Below are 22590 nucleotides of genomic sequence, written 5' to 3'. Positions count from 1 at the left end.
CGCTCACGCGGAGAGCAGCCGGCGGTAGATCGAAAGGTAATCGGCCGCCATGCGCTCGGATGTGAAGCGTGCCTCGAAGCGCTTCCGGACGCGCGCCCGGTCGAGGTCTCCCACGCGGGCGAGCGCCGCCACTGCCTCGGCCTCGGACGAGACGATGAAACCCGTGATGCCGTCCTCGATGATTTCCGGCACGGAGCCACGATTCCAGGCGATCACCGGCGTCCCGCAGGCCATGGCCTCGATCATCACCAGGCCGAAGGGCTCGGGCCAGTCGATGGGAAACAGGAGTGCCCGCGCATCGCCGAGCAGCCGACCCTTGGCGGCGTCGTCCACCGGACCGACATAGACCGCGTCGTCGTCGAGGAGCGGACGCACGGCCCGGTCGAAGTAGTCGGGGTTGCCGACATCGACCGTGCCGGCGAGACGGATGGTCAGGCCCGCCGCACGGGCGACGCGGATCGCCGTATCGGGGCGCTTCTGATCGGTCATCCGGCCGACGAAGGCGAGGTGGCCCTTCGGATTCGAATTCAGGGCGTAGCGGTCGCGGGCGATGCCGTGGTGGACGATGCCGGCCCTGTTCGCCGCCGGGACGCCGGCTTCCTGTGCCGCCGAGATCGCCGCCACCGGCAGATCGGGAAAGCCGGCGAAGAACAGTGCCCGGTCGCGCTCGTCCACCCGCCAATGCACCGTCGTCAGGCTGCGGCATCGGCGCGCGCCGAGGATCGCCGCATGGGCGAATTCGCCGTGGCAATGCACGATGTCGAAGCTGTCGAGCCGGCGGGCAAGCGCTTCCATCTGCAGAGCTTCCAAAGCGGAGGGCACCCCCGGTGCGACCTGGCCCTCGCGGGCTTCGAGGGCGGCGAGACTGGGGTAATCCCCGACCCTTGGTATATCTGTCGCACTGTCGGACGGCGCGAACAGCGTTACCTCCACGCCGAGGTTCTGCAGGGCTACGCTCAGATCGTGAACGACGCGCTCCGTCCCCCCATGGTGCAGGGGCGGCGTCGGAAAGATGTTGGGGGCAACCTGTGCGACACGGATCGCGGATGATATTTCGGCTTTAGACATGAAGTTCGTCGAGTTTCCCACGCGTCATCTTGTGACGCCTTGCCTTTGATGTTCGTTCTTCATATCGCGCTTCAGGGTTGTCTTCGCGGCGATAATGTCGCTTACGGACTCACGGCGGATACGGGCGGTCATATCCGCTACCTGCTGGATCTGGTCGAGGCCTGCGCGCAGGACACCGAGATCGCCCGGATCGTGATCGCGACCCGCCTGTTCGGAAGCGCGTTCGGCGACGCCTACGCCGTGCCCGAGGAGCCAGTGTCGAGCAAGGTGACCATCGTGCGACTCGCGAGCGCGTCGCCGGGCTACCTGCCGAAGGAGGCGCTCCACGCCGAGGTGGAGAGCCTGTCGGACGCTCTGGTCGCCTGGATCCTGGCGCAGCCGACCCGTCCCGACGTGATCCACGCCCATTATGCCGATGCCGCCGTCGTCGCGGCGAACGTCGAGGACCGACTCGGCATTCCGTTCGTGTTCACGGCCCATTCCCTCGGGCGTGTGAAGGCGAGGGCGCTCGGATGCCCGGCGACGGACACGCCGGCGCTCGACCACCGCATCGCGGCCGAAGAGACGGGTCTCGCGCGCGCGGCCCTCGTCATCGCGTCGTCCCGCGACGAAGCGGAGGTCCAGTACGCGACCTACGCAGCCTACGATGCCGGCCGCATTCGCGTCCTGCCGCCGGGAAGCGACCTCGCACGCTTCCAGTCGGCTCGGACCTGCGCGCGGGTGGACGCCACCCTCGACCGGTTCCTGCGCGAACCCGGGAAGCCGGCACTGCTGGCGCTCGCCCGTCCGGTGGCGCGCAAGAACCTCGCCGCCCTGGTGACGGCCTACGGTGAGAGCCCCGAACTTCAGGCCCGGGCCAACCTGGTTCTCGTCGCGGGAACCCGCGACAACCTCGATGACCTCGACGGCGGCATGGCCGAGACCATGCGCGAGTTGCTCGTACTCATCGATCGATACGATCTCTACGGGCGGGTGGCTTATCCGAAGACCCACCGCCCGGAGGACGTGCCGGCGATCTACGCCTATGCCCGCACCCGGGGCGGGGTCTTCGTCAATCCGGCCCTGAACGAGCCTTTCGGCCTCACCCTGCTGGAGGCTTCGGCCGCAGGGCTCCCCCTGGTGGCGACGGACAGCGGCGGTCCCAACGATATCGTCGAGACCTGCGGCAACGGGCTCTTGGTCGATCCGCGCGCGCCCTCCGAGATCGCGCGGGCCTGCCTGCGGATCCTCGACGAGCCGGGCCTGCGCGAGCGTTTCGTCGCCGGTGGCGCGCGGGCGGCCGCCGCCTACGATTGGGACCGGCACGCCGCGCGCTATCACGCCCTGTTGCGCGCCCTTTCCGTCGCCGAGCCGCCCCTCAGCAATCCGCGCCAACTGCTCATCTGCGATATCGACAACACCCTGGTCGGTTGCGAGGCGGGCCTGAAGGCCTTCAGTCAGTGGCGCAGCGAGCAGGAAGGCCTCGCGTTCGGCGTCGCCACCGGGCGCTCGTTCCACAGCGCCATGGCGATCCTGGAGCAGCAGGCGAGCCCGCGACCCCAGGTGATGATCACCTCCGTGGGGTCGGAAATCTATCACCTCGACCCCAACGGGGTGAGCTACACGGCCGACCGGACCTGGCGGGATGTGGTGTCCCGCGGCTGGGACCGGGCGCGCGTCCACGCGGCGCTCGCCGAAGTCGCGGGCCTCGTGCCGCAGGGGCCCCTGGAGCAGCGGACGCACAAGCTCAGCTATTTCGGGGACGTCGCCACCGCCCGGCAGGTGCGGGCGCGGCTCGACACGGACGGCCTCGCGGCCACGATCATCCACAGCCATGGCCGCTACCTGGACGTCCTGCCGCCGGCGGCCTCGAAAGGGACCGCCGTCGATCGCGTCCGTGCCCTCTACGGTCTCGCTGAAGCCGATGTGTTCGTGGCGGGCGATTCCGGCAACGATGTCGAGATGCTGCGTGCCCGACGGCAGGCGATCATCGTGGCGAATTTCTCCGACGACCTCGCGAGCCACGCGGCGCTCGGCCATTCCTACGTCGCCCGCGCCACCCATGCGCGCGGCGTCATCGAGGGCGTCGCCCATTTCCGGAAAAGTCCGGCGCATGCCATCTGATCGAGCGGCCGGCGTCAGCGTCCTCACCCTGGTGCGAGGCCGCGACGCGCACCTGCGTAACCTCATGCTCGGGCTCGCCGGGCAGACGATGCCCCCCCTGGAACTCGTCATCGCCTGGATGCAGCCGGAGCCCGCGCTGGATCTGCCGGATGCCGGCTGTCCCGTCCGCCACCTCCACGTGCCCGGGGAGCCGATGCCGCTCGCCGCCGCCCGCAACAGGGCCGCCGCTGCGGCGCGGGGCGAGCGCCTGATCTTCCTCGACGTGGACTGCATCCCGGGCCCGGGGCTGGTCGCGGCCTATGCGGGTGCCGAGGCGGAGGGGCTTTTGCTCGGCGAGGTGCTCTACCTTCCCGAAGGCGCCATCGGTCCGCACCTCGATTGCGCAGCCCTCGACCGGGTCGGGCGGGTGCATCCGGCCAAACCCTCCATTCCCGCCAGCGGCCTGCGCCGGGAACCCGAGGCGAAGGAACTCTGGGGCCTGTCCTTCGCCCTTCCGGCCCGCGCCTACGCGAAGATCGGCGGCATGGATGAGGGCTATGTCGGCTACGGTGGCGAGGAGACGGATTTCGCCGTGCGTCTGGCCGCGTCCGGCGTGCCGACCGACTGGATCGCCGGCGCGCGCGCCTATCACCAGCATCACCCCGTCCACGTGCCGCCCCTGCCGCACTTCGATTCCATCCTGCGCAACGCCGCCCGCTTCCACGCCCGGCACGGGACATGGTGCATGGAGTACTGGCTCGGCCAGTTCCGCGACGCCGGGCTCATCGGTTGGGATGCGGACGCGCCCGCGATCCGCCGTCTGCGCGCGCCGTCGCCTGCCGAGATCGCCGCCGCCCGCCGGCCCGGTACCTGCCTGTTCTCCTGACCCGCCCGAGGCCCATGCCGAAACCCATCGCCTTCTTCGTCCACCATCAGGGGCGCGGCCACGCCAACCGCACCCGCGCCCTGGTGGCCGAATTCTCCGCCGCGCGGCCGGTTTCGGTGCTGACCGCCGATCCCGGCCTGTTCGACGGCTTCTCGCGCGACATCGAGATCATCGCCCTGCCCAACATGATCGGCGCCGCCGTGCCGACGGCGCGCCTATTCGCCGAACCGACGCCGCAGGTGATGCATTGCGTGCCGCTCGGCGTCGCCGAGACCCGCCGGACCATGCGGACGATCCTCGACCACCTCGACGATCGGCAGGTCGGTCTGTTCGTGGTCGACGTCTCGGCCGAGATCGCCCTGCTGGCCCGCGCCGCGAGCGTGCCGGCCGTGCAGATCCGCATGCACGGCGACCGTTCCGATATCGGCCATATCGGGTCCTACGAGGCCTGTGTCGGCATGCTCGCGCCGTTCGACCCGCGCCTGGAACAGGACGACTACCCCGCCTACCTGCGCGCCAAGACCTTCTACAGCGGCGGTCTGTGCACCAGCGTCGATCCGGTGCCGTCGCGCGCTGACGCCCGCGCCCGCTTGCGGCTCGACCCCGACCGCGAGATCGTCGTCGCCGTCACGGGAGGCGGAGGCAGTGGTACGCCCTACGCGCCGCTGACGGTTGCCGCGCGGGCCGTGCCGGACGCCCTGTGGCTGACCCTCGGACCGACCCATCGCGAAGGTCACGAAACCGATTTCGCCAACCTGCGCGAGCTCGGCTGGGTCCCATCCGTCACCGATTACCTCGCGGCCGCCGACATCATCATCGCTTCGGCCGGCGACAACACGGTCCACGAGGTCGCACGGGTGGGGGGACGGCTCGTGGTGATGCCGGAATGGCGCTACTTCGGCGAGCAGACGCGCAAGGCCGACGCCCTCGTACGTCTCGGCGCAGCCGTGCAGGCGCCGAACTGGCCCGGTGACCTCCAGGGCTGGCGCGACCTCCTCGACCGCGCCCGCCGCCTCGACGGCGAAACCCTGCGCCCGCTCCATGCGCCGGACGCCGCAACCCGTGCCGCGGGCTGGCTCGAGAGCCTCACCGACGACCTCTGGGCCGGCGCGCCCGGCGTCTGATCGTATGCTCAACTCCAGTTCGGACCCGCAGAATATGTCGACCGTTTCCGTCGTGACGCTGGCCAAGGGGCGGCCGGAGCATCTCGCCAACGTGGTGCGGGGCCTGATGCGCCAGACCCGAATGCCGGACGAACTCATCGTCGCATGCATGCAGGAGCAGCCCTACGATTTGCCGGAGACGCCGTTCCCGATCCGCCAGATCGTGATGGCCGGCGATCCGCTGCCCCTGGCAGCCGCGCGCAACCGCGCCGTGGCGACGGCGTCGGGCGGGGTAATCGTGTTCCTCGACGTCGATTGCATCCCGGCGCCGTCCCTTGTCGCGGATTACACCCGTCATCTCGAAGAATTCGACGGCCTGCTCATGGGCGAGGTGCTCTATCTCCCGGCCGGTGCCACCCTGGGCGACTGGACCTACGAGGCCTTCGCGGCCGTCGCCGAAAAGCACTCGGACCGGCGCGGACCACCGGCCGAGGGCATCGAGGTCTGCGGCGACTACCGCTGCTTCTGGTCGCTGAATTTCGCAATGCTGCGCGCGACTTTCTTGCGGCTCGGCGGCTTCGACGAGCGCTACTCCGGCTACGGCGGCGAGGACACGGATTTCGGAAAGACCCTGGATGAACGCGGCATCGCCATTGCGTGGTTGAAGGGTGCGCTGGTCTATCACCAGCACCATCCGCACCATATGCCGCCGATTCACCACATCGCCAGCGTGGTGCGCAACGCCGAGCTGTTCGAGGCCAAGTGGGGCTACCGCACCATGGGCCACTGGCTCTACGCCTTCCGCCTCATGGGCCTGATCGACGATACGCCCGGCCAGCCGATCCGCATCCTGCGCGAACCGGATGCCGACGATCGCGCACTCACGGGCCAGCATGGCCACCAGCCCTATACCAACACCGCCTCGGTCATCCGCATCCTCGACGCGCGAATCGCGGCCGGGCAACCCGCAGGTACGGAGCCCGCAGCCGCATGAGGATCGCCCTCCTGGCGCATGTGCGCCAGCCCATCGCGCCGCCGTTCCGGGGGGGCATGGAGGCCCATAGCTGGCACCTCGCCGAGGGGCTCCGGGCGCGCGGCCACGACGTCGTGCTGTTCGCCTCGGGGGACAGCGACGGGCGTTTCGCGATCGATCCGGTGCTGCCCGAGCATCAGGAAAAGTCGTTCCCGGGCGAGGAGCACACCGGCAATCCGGCGCTCATCGCCCATCTCGACGCCGGCTATGCGGCAGCCTGCGACCGCATCGCCGCCGGTGGCTTCGATGTCCTGCACAACAACAGCCTGAGCCGCCTGCCCCTGGAACAGCGGCGGACGCGGGCCGTGCCGACGGTCACATCGCTGCACGTTCCGCCCTACGACGCCCTGCGCTGGTTCGTGCAGAACAGCATCTCGCCCGTGCACCGCATCACCGCCACGTCGCACGGCCAGATGCATGCGTGGTTTCCGCAAGGAAGCCCACCGGAGGTCTCGGTGCTGCACAACGGCGTCGATCCGTCGGCCTGGCCGTATCGCGACCACGGCGATGGAAGCGCGGTCTGGTGCGGCCGGATTACCCCCTTCAAGGGCACGCATCTGGCGATCCGAGCCGCACGGCGCGCCGGCATCGCCCTGACCCTGTTCGGCTCGACGGAGGACACCGCGTACTGGGAAGGCGTGGTCTTGCCCCTACTCGGCGGCGCGATCCGCTATGGCGGGCACCTCGACGGTCCATCCCTGGCACGGGAAATCGGAAAGGCCTCCGTATTTCTGTTCACGCCGTGCTGGGACGAGCCGTTCGGCCTCGTCGCCATCGAGGCCATGGCGTGCGGGCTTCCCGTCGCCAGCATCGATCGGGGTGCGGCCCGCGAAGTCATCGGCGAGGCGGGGGCCTTCGCCCCGTCCGGCGACGAGGACGCCCTGGAGGCCGCCTTGGCCGGTGCCATCGCGGAGGCTCTCGCGATCCCTCGCCGAATCGCGCATGCGCGCGTGCGACAAAACTTTACCCAGAATCTGTGGCTCGACCGATGCGAGCGTCTCTACGCGGAAGCCCGCAACGCATGAATCCATGCTGGCGTACAGCGATGTGATCTCGACCGTAGAACAATCCGAGCGTATTGCCCCTATATCCATCTTCGCGTGTGCCCTGCGGGCGAAGGTTCCGTGAATCTTCGTAGGCCACTTCCGGTCGCCGCTGACGGTCAGGCGGCCTCGAACCTGTCGCCGCGGCTTTTTGCGGCCGACCCATGGCGTCGCCGTCTGGAGCGCAAGTCTGTTTTGCGGCAAGAGACGCCTATGGAACGACGCCCACTCTCCGATATTCGCTTGCCACCGTATTCCCGTCCCACGGCCGGCCGCATCGACGCGGGGTGCAAGATTTGGCCGTGCCCGTCCGAACCGCTCGCTGCTCAAGTCATCCGCTGCGCCCCTTCGAGCTCGTCCGTATGACGGGTCCGGAGGCTGCCGAACTCCTGCAGCGTGCCGACGCCCTCGCGGAGGAAGCCGCGCGGTTGCGTGCTCAGGTGCACGGGCAGGTGCCCTGGGCCAAAGACCCAACGACCGTGCCGGAGTCCGGGATCTCCCCGCCTGGGCCGGGAGAGGCCGAGGGGCACGCGCGAGCGATCCTCGACAGTACCACCCGCATCGCCATCATCGGCATGGACCCGGACGGACGCGTCACCGACTGGAATACGGGCGCCGAGCGCATCTTCGGCTGGACCCGCGAGACGATCCGGGGCCAAGCGATCGAACGGCTGTTCACGCCGGAGGATGTCCTGTCCGGCCACCCCGCAGCCGAGCGGCGCCGTGCCCATGACCAGAGCCGTGCCGACAGCGAGCGCTGGTATCTGCGGGCGGACGGGTCCCGGTTCTGGGCGTCCGGGGAGACGACGCCACTGCGCGATCCCGGTGGCGACCTCATCGGCCTCGTGAAGGTCCTGAGCGACCGCACCGAGGAGCACCGGATCGGCACCGCCCTCGAAGAGACCGAGACGCGTCTGCGCCGGGCGCAGGAAGCCGGCGGCATCGGGGTGTTCTCCGTCGGGATCGACGACGGCATCCTCTACACCACGCCGGAATTCTGCCGCCTCTACGGCTTGCCCGAGCGGGCGACCTATCCGGCGGCGGCGTTCGAGGTTCTGATCATCCCGCAGGATTCACACCTCGTCTCGACGGCGGAGAGCCGTCGGCGCGGGGACCTCATCCGTGACGTCGAGTACCGGATCCGGCGACCCGATACGGGGGAACTCCGCTGGATCGCCCGCCGGGGCGAGATCGAGCGCGACGGCACCGGCCGTCCGGTCCGCTTCTCCGGCGTGGCGCGCGACATCACCGAACAGCGCTATGCCCGCGATGCGCTGGCTACGAGCGAGGCACGGTACCGCGCGCTGTTCGAGGCCATCGACGACGGCTTCTGCATCATCGAGTTCTTCGACGGGCCTCACGGACCTGCGAGCGACTACGTCCACGTCGAGGCGAACCCGGGCTACGAGCGCCATACGGGCATCCCGAACATCGTCGGCCGTACCCTGCGCGATCTTGCGGCCGCCGAGGCGGATGGCTGGCTCGACCTCTACGGAGGCGTCCTGCGGACGGGCGAATCGATCCGGTTCGAGCGCGCCTTTCCGGCCGCCGGGCGCCACATCGAGGTTTCCGCCGCCCGGATCGAACCGCCGAGCCGGCGCCAGGTCTCCGTGCTGTTCCGGGACATCTCGGCACGGCGCGCGGCCGAGGACGCCCTGCGTGCCAGCGAGGCCGTGGCCCGCGAGAATGTCGAGCGCGTGCAACTGGCGTTGGCCGCCGGTGCGATCATCGGGACCTGGGTTTGGGATCCTTCGCCCGCAGTTTCGGCCTCGATCCCACCGTGGGACGCGAAGGCCTGAGCCTCGCCCAGGTCATCGAGACCGTGCACCCGGACGACCGAGACGCCCTGACGGCGGCGATTGGCACGGCGTTGGTGCAAGGCGGGCCCTACGCGCACCAATACCGTACCAAGCGTGCGGACGGGCTCTACTACTGGCTGGAGGCGAACGGGCGTGTCGAGCACGCTCCGGACGGCACGCCGTTGCGGTTTCCGGGCGTCCTGATCGACGTCGAGGAGCGACGCGCCGTCGAGGCCGAGCGCGAGCGCGTCACCGAGCAGCTCCGCAGCCTCAACGAGACCCTGGAACAGCGGGTCGTCGAGCGGACGGCCGAGCTGATGCGGACCGAGGAGGCCCTGCGCCAGTCCCAGAAGATGGAGGCCGTCGGGCAATTGACCGGGGGCCTCGCCCACGACTTCAACAACATGCTCGCGGGCATCGTCGGTTCGTTGGAGCTGATGCAGACCCGACTGCTCCAGGGCCGGGTCGGCGATATCGAGCGCTACATCGCCGCCGCACAGGGCGCGGCCCGCCGCGCCGCCGCCCTGACCCATCGTCTTCTGGCGTTCTCGCGTCGTCAGACCCTGGCCCCGAAGCCCATCGATGCGAACCGTCTGGTGGAGGGCATGGAGGAGCTGGTGCGCCGCACCGTCGGGCCGGCGGTCTCCGTCGAGGTCGTGGGGGCGGCAGGGCTGTGGTCGACCCATGTCGATCCGAGCCAACTGGAGAACGCGCTCCTCAACCTGTGCATCAACGCGCGCGATGCGATGCCGGACGGCGGGCGCATCGTCATCGAGACCGGCAACCGCTGGCTCGACTCGCGCAGCGCCCGCGAGCGGGACCTGGAGCCGGGCCAGTACATCTCCCTCTGCGTCTCGGACAACGGCACCGGCATGACGCCGGACGTGGTCGCGAAGGCCTTCGACCCGTTCTTTACCACCAAGCCCATGGGGGAGGGCACCGGCTTGGGGCTCAGCATGATCTACGGATTCGCCAAGCAATCGGGCGGGCAGGTGAGGATCTATTCCGAGCCCGGCGAGGGCACCATGGTGTGCCTGTACCTGCCCCGTCATCTCGGGGAGGCGGAAGGGGTGGAGGTGGTCCCGGACCTGTCCGAGGCGGCACGGGCGCGGGCGGGCGAGACGGTGCTGGTGGTCGACGACGAACCGACCATCCGGATGCTCGTCACAGAAGTGTTGGAGGATCTCGGCTACGCGGCCATCGAGGCGGCCGATGGCGCTTCCGGGCTGCAGGTGCTGCAATCGGATGTGCGCATCGACCTTCTGGTCAGCGATGTCGGCCTACCCGGTGGCATGAACGGCCGGCAGATGGCGGAGGCGGCGCAACTCTCGCGGCCTGGCCTGAAGGTTCTCTTCATCACCGGCTACGCCGAGAACGCGGCCCTCAACCACGGCCACTTGGCGCCCGGCATGCAAGTCATGGTCAAGCCGTTCGCCCTCGAAGCACTGGCCGCCCGAATCCGCAACCTCATCGAAGGCACGGGTTGAGCGGCAGGTCCGTCGCGTCGGCGTGACCGTCTCGCGTGAAGGGCCGGCACGCTTCTGCGCCGGCCTTCACGTGCCTTGCTGGGACGTCAGGCCGGTTGGCGGCCGTCTTGGGCGTAGCGGTCGATGGCCGAGGGCAGGTCGCGCGACAGGCGCGAGAGAATGTCGGCCCGGCTCAGGCCGGTCTGCTTCTGAAGCCCGTCGAGGGTCTCGGCGCCGATGGCCTTCTCGAGGTCCGCTTCCGGGATGTCGCGGTTCTGGCCCTGGTTGATCCAGGAATTCGCCGTCTCGCCATGGCCGCCCTTGGTGAAATGGTCGACGAGTTCGCTCAAGCCGCTGGCGATGAGGCCACCGACGCCGGCCGTACCGACTCCGCCGAGCAGGCTACCGAGATTCCCGAGGTTGCTCGACCCGCTGCCCTGTGGAACGTGCGGAACGGTGCCGTGCGCGGCACCGGCACTGCCGCTCTTCAGCAGCTCGGCGATCTTGTCACGGTTCTGGTAGCCGGCGACAGCCAGCAGACCCAGAAGGGCGGTCATCGAGGGGTAGCCCTTGCTCATGGTGGTGTCCTTTTCGTCTGAACGGGATCGTCTCGGTGGCACGTCGGGCCCGAAAGGGGCGGGCGACGACGAGACCTTGGACTAGGATGGAGGACTGGATCAGCGAGACGGGCGCAGCAGCCAACCGGCGGCGAAGGCCAACGCGGCCAGGGCCAGCACCGTTGCGCCGCGATTGGCGTCGGCGTAACCGACCGCCTGTCGCCCGTAAGCCTCACCCCGGCGACGGGTCTCGCGGGCGTAGCGGCTGCCGTCGTCGAGAAGGCGCTCGCCGCGGCGGCGTGCCTCGTGGGCGAGGTGGCTGCCGTCCTCGATCCAATCCTCCGCACGGTCGCGGGCCTGTCCGTAGGCGTATTGCGCACCTCCGGCGACCTGATCGACGGCGCCGCGCACCTGACGCGCGGGATCACCCGTGATGCCGCCGAGGGTCGATTGCGCCCGACCCTTGAGATGGCGCGTGGCGCCTCGGAACTGGTCGCTGTTCATGGTCGGCTCCTATTGGGACAGGCAACTTCAATGGGCAAATCGTAAGGGCGGGACGGCGCGATGCCGTCCCGCGAGGCGCACGATCAGATCTTGCTCTTGACCTTGTCGGCGAGGTTCTGGGCGCCGTCCTTGACGTCGCCGACGGTCTTCTGAGCTTCGCCCTTCAGTTCCTGGGCCTTGCCTTCCGCGACGAGCTTGTCGTTGCCGGTGACGTTGCCAGCGGCCTGCTTGACGTTGCCGACGGCCTCGTTGGCCAGGCCCTTGATCTTGTCGGTGGTGCTGCTCATCGAAAAAGCTCCTGTGCTGCGAGGGGGGTGAACGGACCGGTCGATCCCAACCGGCGGAGGGTCCGGCCCCGGGGAACCGAGGCCGAAGGGATCAGGCGCGACGCGCGTCGTAGCGGTCGGCCACGGCGCCGTCGTCCTGCTTCTGGTCGTCGTCGGTCTGCGTCTTCGCCTGATCGCCCGGGATGCCCCGCGTCTTGCCGAGGGCGTCCCACGCGGCGGCGCCGGATATCAGCGACGGGAATGGATCAGGAGGGCGAGGCCGTAGCCGACGGCGCCAGCGATCAGGAGCGCGACGAGTGGGCTTTCCTCGACTCGGTGGGCCACGGCACGCCGGCCTTCGCGAAGGTAGTGGCCGGAATTCTCGTAGGCGTCCTCGGCGTAAGCCTGCGCCTGGTCGGCTGCATGCCCGACGCTATCCTTCGCCTGGTCGTAGAGATTTTCGGCGCTACCCTGCGCTTCGCGGAAGCGGCCTTCGACGGAGTCGCTCTGAGACCCGATGAGATCACCGATGGTGCCCTGAGCCTGTCCGGCGAGTTCCCGGGCAGCACCCATCACGCGGTCCGTATCGACCATGATGTTCATCCTGTTGGTTGTTGTTGCGTTGGAAGCATTCGCTTCTGGCGGTTCGGGCTACGACGAGCGCGCCGAGCCGGACTTTCCCTCGGGCGTCCCTTCGGACTCGGAGGAAGTTTTTTCGGCCTTGCCCTCGGCTTCGACCTTCACATCACCGGTCAGCTTGCCGATGGCCTCCTTGATGGACGCCTTGGCGACGGAATTCTTCTCCTTCTCAGAGGTCGGCTTGCGCGTATCGGTCATGTCCGTCCCCAAGGGCGATGCACTGGTCACGATGGTCAGATGGACCTCTGTGGACTTGGCGCAATAATACGGATGTACTGGTATCTTGGCTTTTTGTTACGGTGCGGTGGGGTTCGGAAATCCGTTGTCGCGCCCCCACACGATTACCTCCGAGCGCTTGTGAAGACCGAGCTTGCGGTAGAGCGCGGCGGTGTGGTTGCGGACCGTGTTGCGCGAGAGGTTCAGGCGCTTGGCGATGGCGTCGTCGCTCAGTCCGGAGCAGACGAGGCCGAGCATCTGTCGCTCTCGGACCGTGAGGGTGAGGGTCGGATCGTCCCCAGTCCGCTCACCCGGCTGGCGCAGGTTCGCGAGCTTTTCGATGAGTCCGCGGCTGAACCACGACGTGTCGGCCATCACCGCCTCGATGGCGGTGAACAGATCGCGCTCGGAGCGTTTGCGCTCCGTGATGTCCTGCAGGACGATGAGCACGAAAGCCTCGTCGGCGATGGTCACCCGCTCCGCCGAGATCATGCAGTCGAGTTCGCTGGGCTCCTGGGAGCTCAGGCAGGTCTCCAGCCCGAGCACGTAACCGGTTCGGGTCAGTGCCGCCTCGAATCGGACGCGGGCGGCTTCGTTGACCCAGAGGCCGATCTCCTCGGGGGTGCGGCCGGTGACCTTGTCCTGTCCGTAGCCGAACACCCGGCTGAAGGCTTCGTTGACGCCCGTGATGGAGAAGCCATCGGCCCGGCACAGCATGGTCGGAACGGGCGTGAGCTGGAATGCCTTGGCGAAACGCTCCTCGCTCTGCCGCAGGGCGGTCTCGGCTTTCTTGCGCAACTCGAGGTCCGCGAAGGTGAACAGCATGCAGGGCTCGTCACCCATCTCGATGGGCTGCCCGGCGACGATGACGAAGCGGGTCCCGCCATCGGGCAGGGTCAGGCACGCTTCCATCTGCGGAATGGTGCCGCCCGCGTTGAGCCGGGCAATGGCGAGGTCGCGGCTGCGGGCACCGGCCAGCACGTCGACTTCGTAGACGTTGCGGCCGATCACGGCGTCGCGGGTGTGCCCGGTCATTTCGAGGAACCCGGCGTTCACCTTGACGTGGCGCAGATCCGACAGCCGGGTGATCACCGCGGGCGCCGGATTGGCATTGAAAGTTTTCTCGAATCGTTCCTCCGCCTCGAACTGATCGGACACGTCCTTGAGGATCAGGGCGAGGCAGCTCGGACGTCCCTCCCGGTCCGTGGCCACGAGGCTTCGCAGGGAGTGCACGAAGGCGACGTCCGGACGGTCGGTCCGCTTCACGTCGACCACGACATCATGGAACGTCTCGCCCGAAACGACGCGCTCCATCGGGTAGTGCTCGGGTGCACGGTTGTTGCGATAGCGGAGGGAGAAGCGCTCGCGGTAGGCGTCCACGGTGGCGCCGAGTTCTTCCAGGGCGTCGGCGCCGTGCATCGCCAACGCGGCCTCGTTGGCGTAGGTGATCGACTGATCTGGCTCGACCAGGATCACGCCCTCGCTGAGGCCGGCGATGATCTGCCGGAGTTCATGTCTGTCGACGCCAGACGTCACGGGTCCGCTTCGCTCCCCGCCGCCAGGGTGGCAGCGGGCGTCCAACGGACCGCACCCGGGCAAGTTCCGAATCGCCTCATGGAAATCTGGTACCTGCGTATCAAACGCTTAGGACGCCTTGACGAAAGCGCCTCCGGCATCGGCCCTGTGCACCGTGGAGTTTCGGGGCTGGCGGACCGGCTCGGACAGACGGTTTGCCGGTCGCGCCGGGGTTGCGCTCGCCGGCCTGTCACCCGTTTCCGACACAGCCGGTGCGGGAGCACACCGCCCGGCACCGGCGGCTGTAGACCGCGTCGCCTTCGGCATTCACCTTGGCCGTGAAGTTGACCGAATCCCTTCCGCGGATCCGGTCCCACCATTCCGCCGCCGCGAGGGTTTCGGAAGAGGCCAAGCTCGTTACAGGCCCGAGGCTAACGTGACCCACGCCGACGATGTCGCTCCCGTATCGCCGGCCGGTCCCGTGGGCCCACGCACGGGCAACGGGGGCCTGACGCGCCGTCGCGTCGGCGCCATGCTGCTCGGTGCCGGTGCGGGAGGGCTGCTCTCGGGGCTTCCAGCCGCGTCGGCGCCGGCATCGGACGTGACCCGGTTCGTCGATTTCGAATGGGTCGATCCCGCACGCGGCCGCGCGGTACCGGCGCGGCTGTACTGGCCGGGCGCCTCGGCCCGAAAGGGGCCGGTGCCGCTCATCGTGTTCTCCCATGGCCTCGGTGGCTCGCGGACGGGCTACAGTTACCTCGGCGAAGCATGGTCGGCGCAGGGCACGGCGAGCCTTCACATCCAGCACGTCGGAAGCGACCAGACCTTGTGGCAGGGCAACCCGATCCTGCTCCTCGACCGCCTCGACAGCGCGGCCGACGAACGCGAGGCCATCGAGCGGACGCACGACGTGAGCTTTGGCCTCGACCAGTTGCTCCAGCGCGGCAATCCCTTCCACGCCGCCATCGACCGGAAGCGCATCGTCGCGGCGGGGCATTCCTACGGGGCCAACACCACGCTGATCCTCACCGGCGCCCAGGTGGTGCGCGATGGAAAGCTCCTCGGCTTCCGCGACCCGCGCTTCTCGGCCAGCATCGTCATCTCGGCCCCGCCCTTCTACGGCGAGACCGACCTCGCGGCAGTCCTTGCCTCCGTCGACGTTCCCACGCTCCACGTGACCACGACGGAAGACACGATCCGCATTCCCGGTCGCTACTCCCCCGTCCAGGACCGCCTCGATGTCTATGCGGCGATGCCGACGCAACAGAAGGCCCTCGTGGTGTTCCAGGGCGGCTCGCACAGCGTGTTCACCGACCGATCGTTGAGGAACGGTGGACCGCTGAATCCGCTGGTGAAGCGTGCGACGGCGGAGGTCGGCCTGGCCTTCCTCGATCTGGTCCACCGCTCCGCTCCCGTTCCGCTCGAAGACTGGAGTGCCACGTGGAAGCCGATCCTGGCGGCGGCACCGACGCCGTTTCCGGTTGCCGCACAATTGGCGAACCATAAGCGCAGGGCCTGAAGCGAGGTCGGATGCCGTCCCCGCGTTGCGGACGGAAACGGGAAACCCACTCACCGACGCGAAATCCGCGCGCGCTCGATCACCCGGCCGCCCATTCAGGCATCGAACCGCGCGCCGACCCGGTCGAGATGCAGGTAGTTCGGGTTGAAGGACGCGACGCGTTCCAGGGCCGGCAGGTCCGGGATGGTCAGGCGGCGCCCCCTCAGTTCGAGCAGCCCTTGCCGACGCAGGGACTGCAGGGTCCGGTTGACATGGACGGGTGTGAGGCCGGCGACCTCGGCGAGATCCGTCTGCGTCAATGGTAGATCGCAGCCTCCGTCCTGCATGTGGCCGATCCCGCGCAGGCGATAGAACAGCTCGCAGAACAGGTGGGCGAGGCGCTCCACCGCGTCCCGCCCGCCGAGGTTGAGGATCCACTCGCGTTGCGTCGCCGCGTTCACGAGGGATTCCCACCACAGCGCCCGCGTGACCCGTGGACGGGCCGTCATCATCTCCTCGAACGCGGGCGGCGGAATCTCGACGAGCGCGACGGGGCTCAGTGTTCCGATGGAGTGATCCATCTCGGACAGCACGAAGACGTTGTGGTCGCATAGGTCGCCGGGCAAAAAAAGCGCCACGATCTGGCGACGTCCGTTGGGGAGTTGCTTGTAGCGGCAGGCCCACCCGGACAGGATGAGGCGCACTGCCCGCGGGGCCTCACCTTCGCGGACGATGTCCGCACGCGAGGCGAAGCGGCGAACCGGGCCCTCGGTGAGGATCTCGAGTGTCCGCCGATCTTCGTCGGACAGGCGACTGAACTGCTCCAATTTGGCGATCAGAGGGTGATCCACGGTCCGGTCCTCCGTTTCCGACTTCCATCCATGTGCGGAACGCGGACACCGCGCCGCACCTGATCCAGGTAAGTTCATCGAGCCATGACCTGTGTTAGCATTCTTTTGCCGTAACGCCGCCCGTGCGGCTCAGACCATCGCGAGCCCGCTCTTGCCACAGTTCCACTTCCACCTGCGTACGCCGGCCGGCCTCGACCCCGACGATGACGGCCTCGCCCTGGCCGACCTCGACACCGCTTACCTCGAAGTCTGTGCTTCGATTCCCGACATGGCGGCGGAATTCGCGCGCAAGGGGCTCAGTCCACTGCCCTACGCCTTCGTCATCGCCGATGCCGCCGGCATTCCCCTGATGGAAGTACCCTTCGCAGAGCGTTTGAACAGCCTGCGCAAGTCGGCCCGGCCCGGGCAACTGGCACGGGCGCGCCAGTTGTCGGGCGAGATCGCCGAAGTGATCCGTGCGGCGCGTGAAACCACGGAACGGTCGCGGGAGATCCTTGCCCGGTCGCGGGCGTCATGATGGCGCCCCGGTCGAGGGTGCCCGGCGAGCACGTGCGCCCCGTCGGAGACGCGTGATGATCGGGCCCGCGCGCTTCCCTGTGGTCGGCATCGGCGCTTCGGCCGGTGGAATCGAGGCGCTGGAGACGCTGTTCTCCGGCCTCGGCCTCGACGGCGACCTTGCCTACGTGGTCGTCACCCATGTCAGCCCGGACAGAGAAAGCTTGCTGCATGAGGTGCTTGGCCGCTTCACCAAACTCCCGGTGATCGTGGCGGAGGACGGGATGCCGGTGGAGCCGGGGCGCATCTATGTGCTTCCGGCCAGGATGCTGCTCGGCATCGCCGATGGCCGTCTCAGACTGCGCGAGCACGACCCGGTTCAGCGCGAGCGCAACCCCATCGACCTGTTCTTCAGCGACTTGGCACGGGCCTACGGCGAATACGCCGTCGGCGTGGTCCTCTCCGGCGGTGGCACGGACGGGACCCTCGGCATCAAGGCGATCAAGGAGCGTGGCGGTTTGACCTTCGCGCAAGGATCGGACGGCACGGTGCCGCGTCATCCGGACATGCCTGCCAGCGCCATCGCCACCGGGCTCGTCGATTTCGAGTTGCCGGCCGACGCCATCGGCGCCCAACTCGCCGAATACGCCCGCAGCTTCGGTGTGATCGAGGGGTTGGAGACGGCGGCCGCCGAGGCGGCCATGTCCGAGATCCACGCTTTGCTCCGCGATCAAGTCGGACACGACTTTTCTGGTTACAAGCCGAAGACCTTTGCCCGGCGGGTCCAGCGCCGGATGCAGGTGGCCCGCCTCCACCGAATCGAGAACTACGTCGAGCGTCTGCGTGCGGACGGGACCGAAGTCACCGCGCTGTTCCGCGACCTGCTCATCAACGTGACCAATTTCTTCCGCGACGGCGACGCGTTCGAGGCCCTGAAGCTGCGGGTGTTGCCCCGCCTGTTCGAGGGGCGCGGAGCAGGCGACACGATCCGGGTTTGGGTGCCCGGATGCGCTACGGGCGAGGAGGTCTACTCCATCGCGATGTTGATGCGCGAGCACATGGACGGCCTGCGCGCCGTGCCGCGCGTACAGATCTTCGCCACCGACATCGACGATCCGGCCCTGGCCGTCGCTCGATCCGGACGCTACCCGGAGGCGCTTCTCGACACCGTCTCGCCCGAACGCCGTCGTCGGTTCTTCTCGGCCGAGGGCGGTTCCTACGTCGTGGTCAAGGCGGTACGCGAATTGTGCGTCTTCTCGCCCCACAGCGTGATCCGCGATCCACCGTTCTCACGTATCGATCTCGTCTCGTGCCGCAATTTGCTGATCTATTTCGGCCCGGTCGTGCAGGCGCAGGTGATCCCGATCTTCCACTACGCTCTGCGCCCGCGCGGGCACCTTTTCCTCGGCACGGCCGAGAACGTCAGCCAGTTCGGCGACCTCTTCACGCCGATCGACAAGAAGCACCGCATTTTCCAGGCACGCGACACCGAGCGATCCGGCGCCGCGCTGCCGCTCGCGATCAGCGGCACGCAACTCGCCCCGTTCGCGCGGCGCTCCGGCCAAGCCGTGCGCCCGCCTCCCTTCAATCCGGAATCCGGCGCGTCCGTGCGGCAGGCGGTCGAGAGCCACGTCGTCGAGCGTTTCGCCCCGGCCCACGTCGTCGTCGACCGCGAAGGCGACGTGGTCCACTACTCCACCCGCACCGGAAAGTATCTGGAGGCGCCCGCCGGGCTGCCCAGCCGCCAGCTCCTGACCCTGGCGCGCCGGGGCCTGCGTCTCGATCTGCGCTCGGCCCTGCGCGAGGCGATCGAGTCGCACGGCCCCGCCTTCCGCTCGGATATCGCCGTCGAGGGCGAAGAAGGGCGTATCCAGGTCGTCTCGATCACCGTCGAGCCGCTACCCCTGCGCGAGGGTGCCGATCCACTCCTCGTCGTGCTGTTCCACGATCAAGGGCCGTCCTTGAGCCGGAGCGACGCCGAGCAACGCGACGCGCGGCCGAAGCCCGGCTCGGACGCGCTGCAACTCGAACATGAGTTGCGCGACACCCGCGAGCGCCTGCAGACGCTGATCGAGGAATACGAGACCGCCCTCGAGGAGCTGAAGTCGTCGAACGAGGAGCTGGTCTCGGTCAATGAGGAGCTGCAATCGACCAACGAGGAGTTGGAAGCCTCCAAAGAGGAGCTACAATCGCTCAACGAGGAACTGCAGACGGTCAACCATGAATTGAGCGGTAAGATCGACGTCCTGGACCGGGCGAACAGCGATCTCCGCAACCTGTTCGACGCCAGCGGCCTTGCCATCGTGTTTCTCGACCGCGACCTCATCATCCGCACGTTCACGCCGGCGGTGGCACGGTTCATCCCGATCCAGGACAGCGACCGCGGCCGGCCCCTGACCGACTTCGCCGTACGTCCGGCCTACCCTGACCTTGCGGAGGACCTCACCCGCGTCCTGACCGACGGCAAGGAGATCGAGCGCGAGATCGAGCAGCCCACGATCCGTGACGGCAACCGCCGCCACGTGGTGCGGATCTCGCCGTATCGGGCCCTGAACGCGGCGATCACGGGCGCGGTGGTGAGTTTCGTGACCGTCCCGGCCGTGGGGTAAGGAGCCAGCAGGATCCGCGCCATCGAAGCGCACCCGCCCTCCGTTTCGACCGGAAGAATTCCGACGGGCTCGTGAGCGCTTCGGATCGTGCGAGATCGCGCCGCCAACGCCGCACAGTCCTGCGGAAAGATGAAGCCAGGATGGTATCGGAGGATGAGTGGATCGCCCTCGATCGCCACGCGGAACCGGTGCCAGCCGCGGTCTTGGTGTTGGAACGGAGCGCGCGCAGCAGGTGTGATCAACCTGTCGGCGCGTGCGCGCTGGAACGGATATCAGGCGAGGAACGCAATCTGACAGCTACGGCCCGCGGTCCTTTCAGGATGCTGGCGACGACCGGGCTCGTCATCAATGGCGATGGGTTCGTCGCCGAGCCTCCAGAGATGCTCGGCGGGCTGGAGTTCGGGCGCGTAGGGCGGCAGGTAGATCAGGCGTAGGCCTCTGGTCGCGCGCAGACCGGGCTCCGTGTGCCAGCCGGCCCCGTCGAGACGTGGGATAACGGTGCGTCGCTCGCCCGCCCCGACCTCAAGGGCGAACAGCGCCAGAAGGCCCTAAGTGCGGCTTGGAGACGCCGTTGCCGACGTACCAGTGGCGCTCGCCGCTGGCGGGCGCTGCGAAGGCGGTGACGTAGAGCCATTCGTAGCGGTGACGGCCGGGTGCGGTCGACCGTCGTCCGCGCGGCGGCCAGACCCGGCGCGTGATCGGCTTCAGGTCGACGCGGTGCTCGTCCGTGCAGAAAAGCGCGACCGGCCGGCCGGGGTGGCGTGCCTCTTCCTCGGCGAGGGTGGCGGCGAGTTTTTTGAAGGTGGTCTGTGTCTCGGGGCCGGCTGCGGCCGGGTTCCTCGCCCGTGGTGCCTGGATCGAGCAGCCGATCGCCTGCAGCGCCTCCCAGGCACGCTGCGGGTAGACCGAGACCAACCCGAGTTCAGCTGTCATCCACGCTGCGATCGTGGGCTTACTCCAGGGCCCACCATCGGGCGGAGGCCCAGCGAGGCGTACGCGACAGCTTGTCCAGAAGATCAGGGGGCAGAAGTCGTGGGGCCGTTCCCTTGCGGCGGCGCCGGTCGCCCAGCGCATCAGGACCGAACTGATTGTAGCGTTTGGCCAACTGTTCCAGCCAACGCTGCACGAAGCCGGTCGTGGCCCCGACCTCCGCCAACGGCTTGCTCTGCGCCAGAAGCCAGATCGCCTGGTAATGCCGCGCCGCGCGCAGGTCGTCGCTGGTTCGAGCACGCCGACCCAGTTCCGCAAAACATAGATGATCGACGATGTGAGCTGGGTTCGCCTCCATGAGACATGGCCCAAACCCTAACCATCACTCCGCTCGGCGGGAATCCCCGCCGCGTCAATCAGACGGAAACAGTATTACGCGGTCTCGGTTTCTCCGAGCATGGTCCGGGTGGTGGCGAGCATCGCCTTCATCGCATCCGTCGCACCCCGATAGGCCGGCGTCCCGACGTCCCAATTCTGCGTCGCGAGGGCTGCGATCATCCGTTCAGCCTCCTCCAGGGCTTTGGCTTCGGACTTGAGAAGGTCCGATAGAGCGGGGTGAGCGCCGAGGGGACCGGTCCGCAGGAGCGCGCCGAGGCTCGCTCCATTGTTCCACGGCAGCTTTGCGAGGCCGCGGTCGGGTTCGGCGAGTCCCACCAAGACTCGCGCCAGTTTGCGCTTCCAGGCTCCGATATCCGCCGGAAGGCGTACAAGTGCATAGGTGGACGGCTCATGACCGCTCGATGCCAGAGCCGTCTGCCCAAGGGCTTCGGCCTTCACCAGGCGATTGGTGATCAGCTCGATTTCCTCGTGGGTCTTCGAGGCCTTGCCGGCGATGTTCTGGACGCTGCTGGAGATTTCGGCCGTGGCCTGACGCTGCTGTCCGAGCATGTGTGCGATGGCTCGGTTGAGGTCGCTCGCTTCACCGATCCGTTCGTTGGCCTGCGAAACCCGTGTCTCGAGACCATCGACAATGTTGCGGCCCGTCGCGACGGCGACGCGGCTCTCGCTCACCGCCTGGGCGATGGAGCCCATCTCGACCGTGAGGGTGTTGAGCAGGGAGCGGATCTCGCCCGTGGATTTTGCGGTCTGGGCCGACAGCGACTTGACCTCGGCGGCGACGACCGAAAATCCGCGACCGGCTTCCCCGGCCCGTGCCGCCTCGATGGTCGCGTTGAGGGCGAGCAGGTTCGTCTGGCTCGAAATCGCCGCGATGGCGGTGGCCATCACTTCGATCTGGGCGATGGCGCGTTCCAGCACCACGACGCGGTCGGCGATCTGGACGGTTCGACCCTCGATCTCCTGCATCGCGTTGCGGGCTTGGCTGCCGTCGGTGATGCAGGTCTGCATGGCGGACAGCGCGTCGTCGGCGACCCTGACCACGGTGTCGGAGGTCTGGGCGACCTCGGCGATGGAGGCGGCGAGTTCCTCCGTCGCACCCGCGATGGTCTGGGTCGCGCGGGCCACTTCGCCGACGTCGTAGGTCATCCACCCCGTGTTGGTGGCGGCTTCGGACGCCTCCCGTGCCAGGCGGGCCGTGCTGCCGAGGGCACGGAGCGTGGCTCGATCGGCATCGACCCGGACCTGGCCCAAGGCGGTCTTCAGAAGACCGTCAGGGAGATCGATGGCATCGCGGTCCTGCGTCGTCATCAGGCGCTCGACCGCGCGTACCAGACGGGCATCGTCCGAGGCCGGCATCGCGGCCACGGGCTCTTCGGACGCGGCTCGGGTCTTCGTGGACCTAGCGAGGGGAAAACCGAGCATCGTGGGCGTCCTGTTGGTGGTGCCTAAAAATTAGTGTCCCCCAGTTAAGAAACGCTGAAGGCATGGACATCAATCGACTTGCACTCGAGTCCGGCAGCTATCCTTGAGTTGTGCTTAATCTTGCGATGCAGCGCTCAGAACGTATTGGCAGGTTGTGTATCGCCACCATTGTGCGGTGCAAATCGAATTGTCATAGGGCGCGGTAAATA

Annotated in this window: 19 protein-coding genes and 1 pseudogene; 9 read left to right on the top strand and 11 right to left on the bottom strand. The window is 68.0% G+C overall.

The genetic code is table 11. The features are described from left to right. Nucleotides 1-3: 3 nt before the first annotated feature. Nucleotides 4-1068 carry a glycosyltransferase family 4 protein gene (locus ASF27_RS19390; protein WP_056362799.1) on the bottom strand — a complete coding sequence of 355 codons (1065 nt, stop codon included), beginning with the start codon at nt 1066-1068 and terminating at the stop codon, nt 4-6. Nucleotides 1069-1116: 48 nt separating this feature from the next. Here ASF27_RS19390 and ASF27_RS19385 point away from each other — a divergent pair, with 48 nt between their 5' ends. The 6 genes and pseudogenes from ASF27_RS19385 to ASF27_RS19360 all read left to right on the top strand — a co-directional run. After that, the gene (locus ASF27_RS19385; RefSeq protein WP_056362635.1) at nt 1117-3171 is read left to right on the top strand and encodes an HAD-IIB family hydrolase; all 2055 of its coding nucleotides are present in this window, start codon (nt 1117-1119) and stop codon (nt 3169-3171) included. After that, nucleotides 3161-4036, top strand: a complete 876-nt coding sequence (locus ASF27_RS19380) for a galactosyltransferase-related protein (RefSeq protein WP_056175938.1) — start codon at nt 3161-3163, stop codon at nt 4034-4036. The genes ASF27_RS19385 and ASF27_RS19380 overlap by 11 nt, the downstream gene beginning before the upstream one ends. A gap of 14 nt (nt 4037-4050) precedes the next feature. Then, nucleotides 4051-5160, top strand: coding sequence for a glycosyltransferase (locus tag ASF27_RS19375; protein WP_056362632.1), 1110 nt, complete (start codon nt 4051-4053; stop codon nt 5158-5160). A 34-nt stretch (nt 5161-5194) separates the two neighbouring features. Beyond that, entirely contained in the window at nt 5195-6133 is a 939-nt protein-coding gene (locus ASF27_RS19370; protein ID WP_056362629.1) for a galactosyltransferase-related protein, read from the top strand. After that, nucleotides 6130-7197: a glycosyltransferase gene (locus ASF27_RS19365; RefSeq protein WP_056362627.1), complete on the top strand. Its 1068-nt coding sequence runs from the start codon at nt 6130-6132 to the stop codon at nt 7195-7197. Before ASF27_RS19370 ends, ASF27_RS19365 begins: the two co-directional genes overlap by 4 nt. A gap of 551 nt (nt 7198-7748) precedes the next feature. Further along, nucleotides 7749-10501, top strand: a pseudogene (locus tag ASF27_RS19360) (PAS domain S-box protein); the annotation flags it as partial. Nucleotides 10502-10587: 86 nt separating this feature from the next. Here ASF27_RS19360 and ASF27_RS19355 read toward each other — a convergent pair. The 6 genes from ASF27_RS19355 to ASF27_RS19330 form a co-directional block, all read right to left on the bottom strand. Continuing rightward, nucleotides 10588-11058 (bottom strand): YidB family protein, encoded by a 471-nt coding sequence (locus ASF27_RS19355; RefSeq protein ID WP_056267771.1) that lies wholly within the window; start codon nt 11056-11058, stop codon nt 10588-10590. 99 nt (nt 11059-11157) lie between these two features. Beyond that, nucleotides 11158-11541, bottom strand: a complete 384-nt coding sequence (locus ASF27_RS19350) for a CsbD family protein (RefSeq protein WP_056362624.1) — start codon at nt 11539-11541, stop codon at nt 11158-11160. A gap of 83 nt (nt 11542-11624) precedes the next feature. Then, nucleotides 11625-11828, bottom strand: a complete 204-nt coding sequence (locus ASF27_RS19345; RefSeq protein ID WP_056267776.1) for a CsbD family protein — start codon at nt 11826-11828, stop codon at nt 11625-11627. A gap of 228 nt (nt 11829-12056) precedes the next feature. Next, complete coding sequence (locus ASF27_RS19340; RefSeq protein WP_056362796.1) at nt 12057-12401, bottom strand: CsbD family protein; 345 nt, start codon at nt 12399-12401, stop codon at nt 12057-12059. A 57-nt stretch (nt 12402-12458) separates the two neighbouring features. After that, nucleotides 12459-12644: a CsbD family protein gene (locus tag ASF27_RS19335; RefSeq protein ID WP_056362621.1), complete on the bottom strand. Its 186-nt coding sequence runs from the start codon at nt 12642-12644 to the stop codon at nt 12459-12461. A gap of 96 nt (nt 12645-12740) precedes the next feature. Next, nucleotides 12741-14198, bottom strand: a complete 1458-nt coding sequence (locus ASF27_RS19330) for a helix-turn-helix transcriptional regulator (RefSeq protein ID WP_056175961.1) — start codon at nt 14196-14198, stop codon at nt 12741-12743. A 415-nt stretch (nt 14199-14613) separates the two neighbouring features. Between ASF27_RS19330 and ASF27_RS19325 the strand changes: the two genes are divergently transcribed. Further along, nucleotides 14614-15696: an acetylhydrolase gene (locus ASF27_RS19325; protein ID WP_244481058.1), complete on the top strand. Its 1083-nt coding sequence runs from the start codon at nt 14614-14616 to the stop codon at nt 15694-15696. Between the two features lie 95 nt (nt 15697-15791). On the opposite strand, the gene ASF27_RS19320 is transcribed toward ASF27_RS19325, so the two are convergent. Continuing rightward, entirely contained in the window at nt 15792-16526 is a 735-nt protein-coding gene (locus ASF27_RS19320) for a Crp/Fnr family transcriptional regulator (protein WP_056304349.1), read from the bottom strand. Nucleotides 16527-16677: 151 nt separating this feature from the next. Here ASF27_RS19320 and ASF27_RS22775 point away from each other — a divergent pair, with 151 nt between their 5' ends. After that, complete coding sequence (locus ASF27_RS22775; RefSeq protein WP_200918890.1) at nt 16678-17043, top strand: hypothetical protein; 366 nt, start codon at nt 16678-16680, stop codon at nt 17041-17043. Between the two features lie 55 nt (nt 17044-17098). Then, on the top strand, nt 17099-19630 hold the full coding sequence (locus tag ASF27_RS19310) for a CheR family methyltransferase (protein ID WP_056362618.1): 2532 nt from the start codon (nt 17099-17101) through the stop codon (nt 19628-19630). 522 nt (nt 19631-20152) lie between these two features. On the opposite strand, the gene ASF27_RS19300 is transcribed toward ASF27_RS19310, so the two are convergent. The 3 genes from ASF27_RS19300 to ASF27_RS19290 all read right to left on the bottom strand — a co-directional run bounded on the left by ASF27_RS19300 (nt 20153) and on the right by ASF27_RS19290 (nt 22381). Continuing rightward, complete coding sequence (locus ASF27_RS19300; RefSeq protein ID WP_156467585.1) at nt 20153-20563, bottom strand: hypothetical protein; 411 nt, start codon at nt 20561-20563, stop codon at nt 20153-20155. 19 nt (nt 20564-20582) lie between these two features. Then, entirely contained in the window at nt 20583-20918 is a 336-nt protein-coding gene (locus ASF27_RS19295) for a helix-turn-helix domain-containing protein (protein ID WP_056362610.1), read from the bottom strand. Between the two features lie 74 nt (nt 20919-20992). Then, complete coding sequence (locus ASF27_RS19290; RefSeq protein WP_056175976.1) at nt 20993-22381, bottom strand: methyl-accepting chemotaxis protein; 1389 nt, start codon at nt 22379-22381, stop codon at nt 20993-20995. Nucleotides 22382-22590: the final 209 nt, after the last annotated feature.

Source organism: Methylobacterium sp. Leaf102, assembly GCF_001422425.1.
In the GTDB taxonomy this organism is placed as follows: Bacteria; Pseudomonadota; Alphaproteobacteria; order Rhizobiales; family Beijerinckiaceae; genus Methylobacterium.
This window is presented reverse-complemented; position numbering and strand designations above follow the sequence as displayed.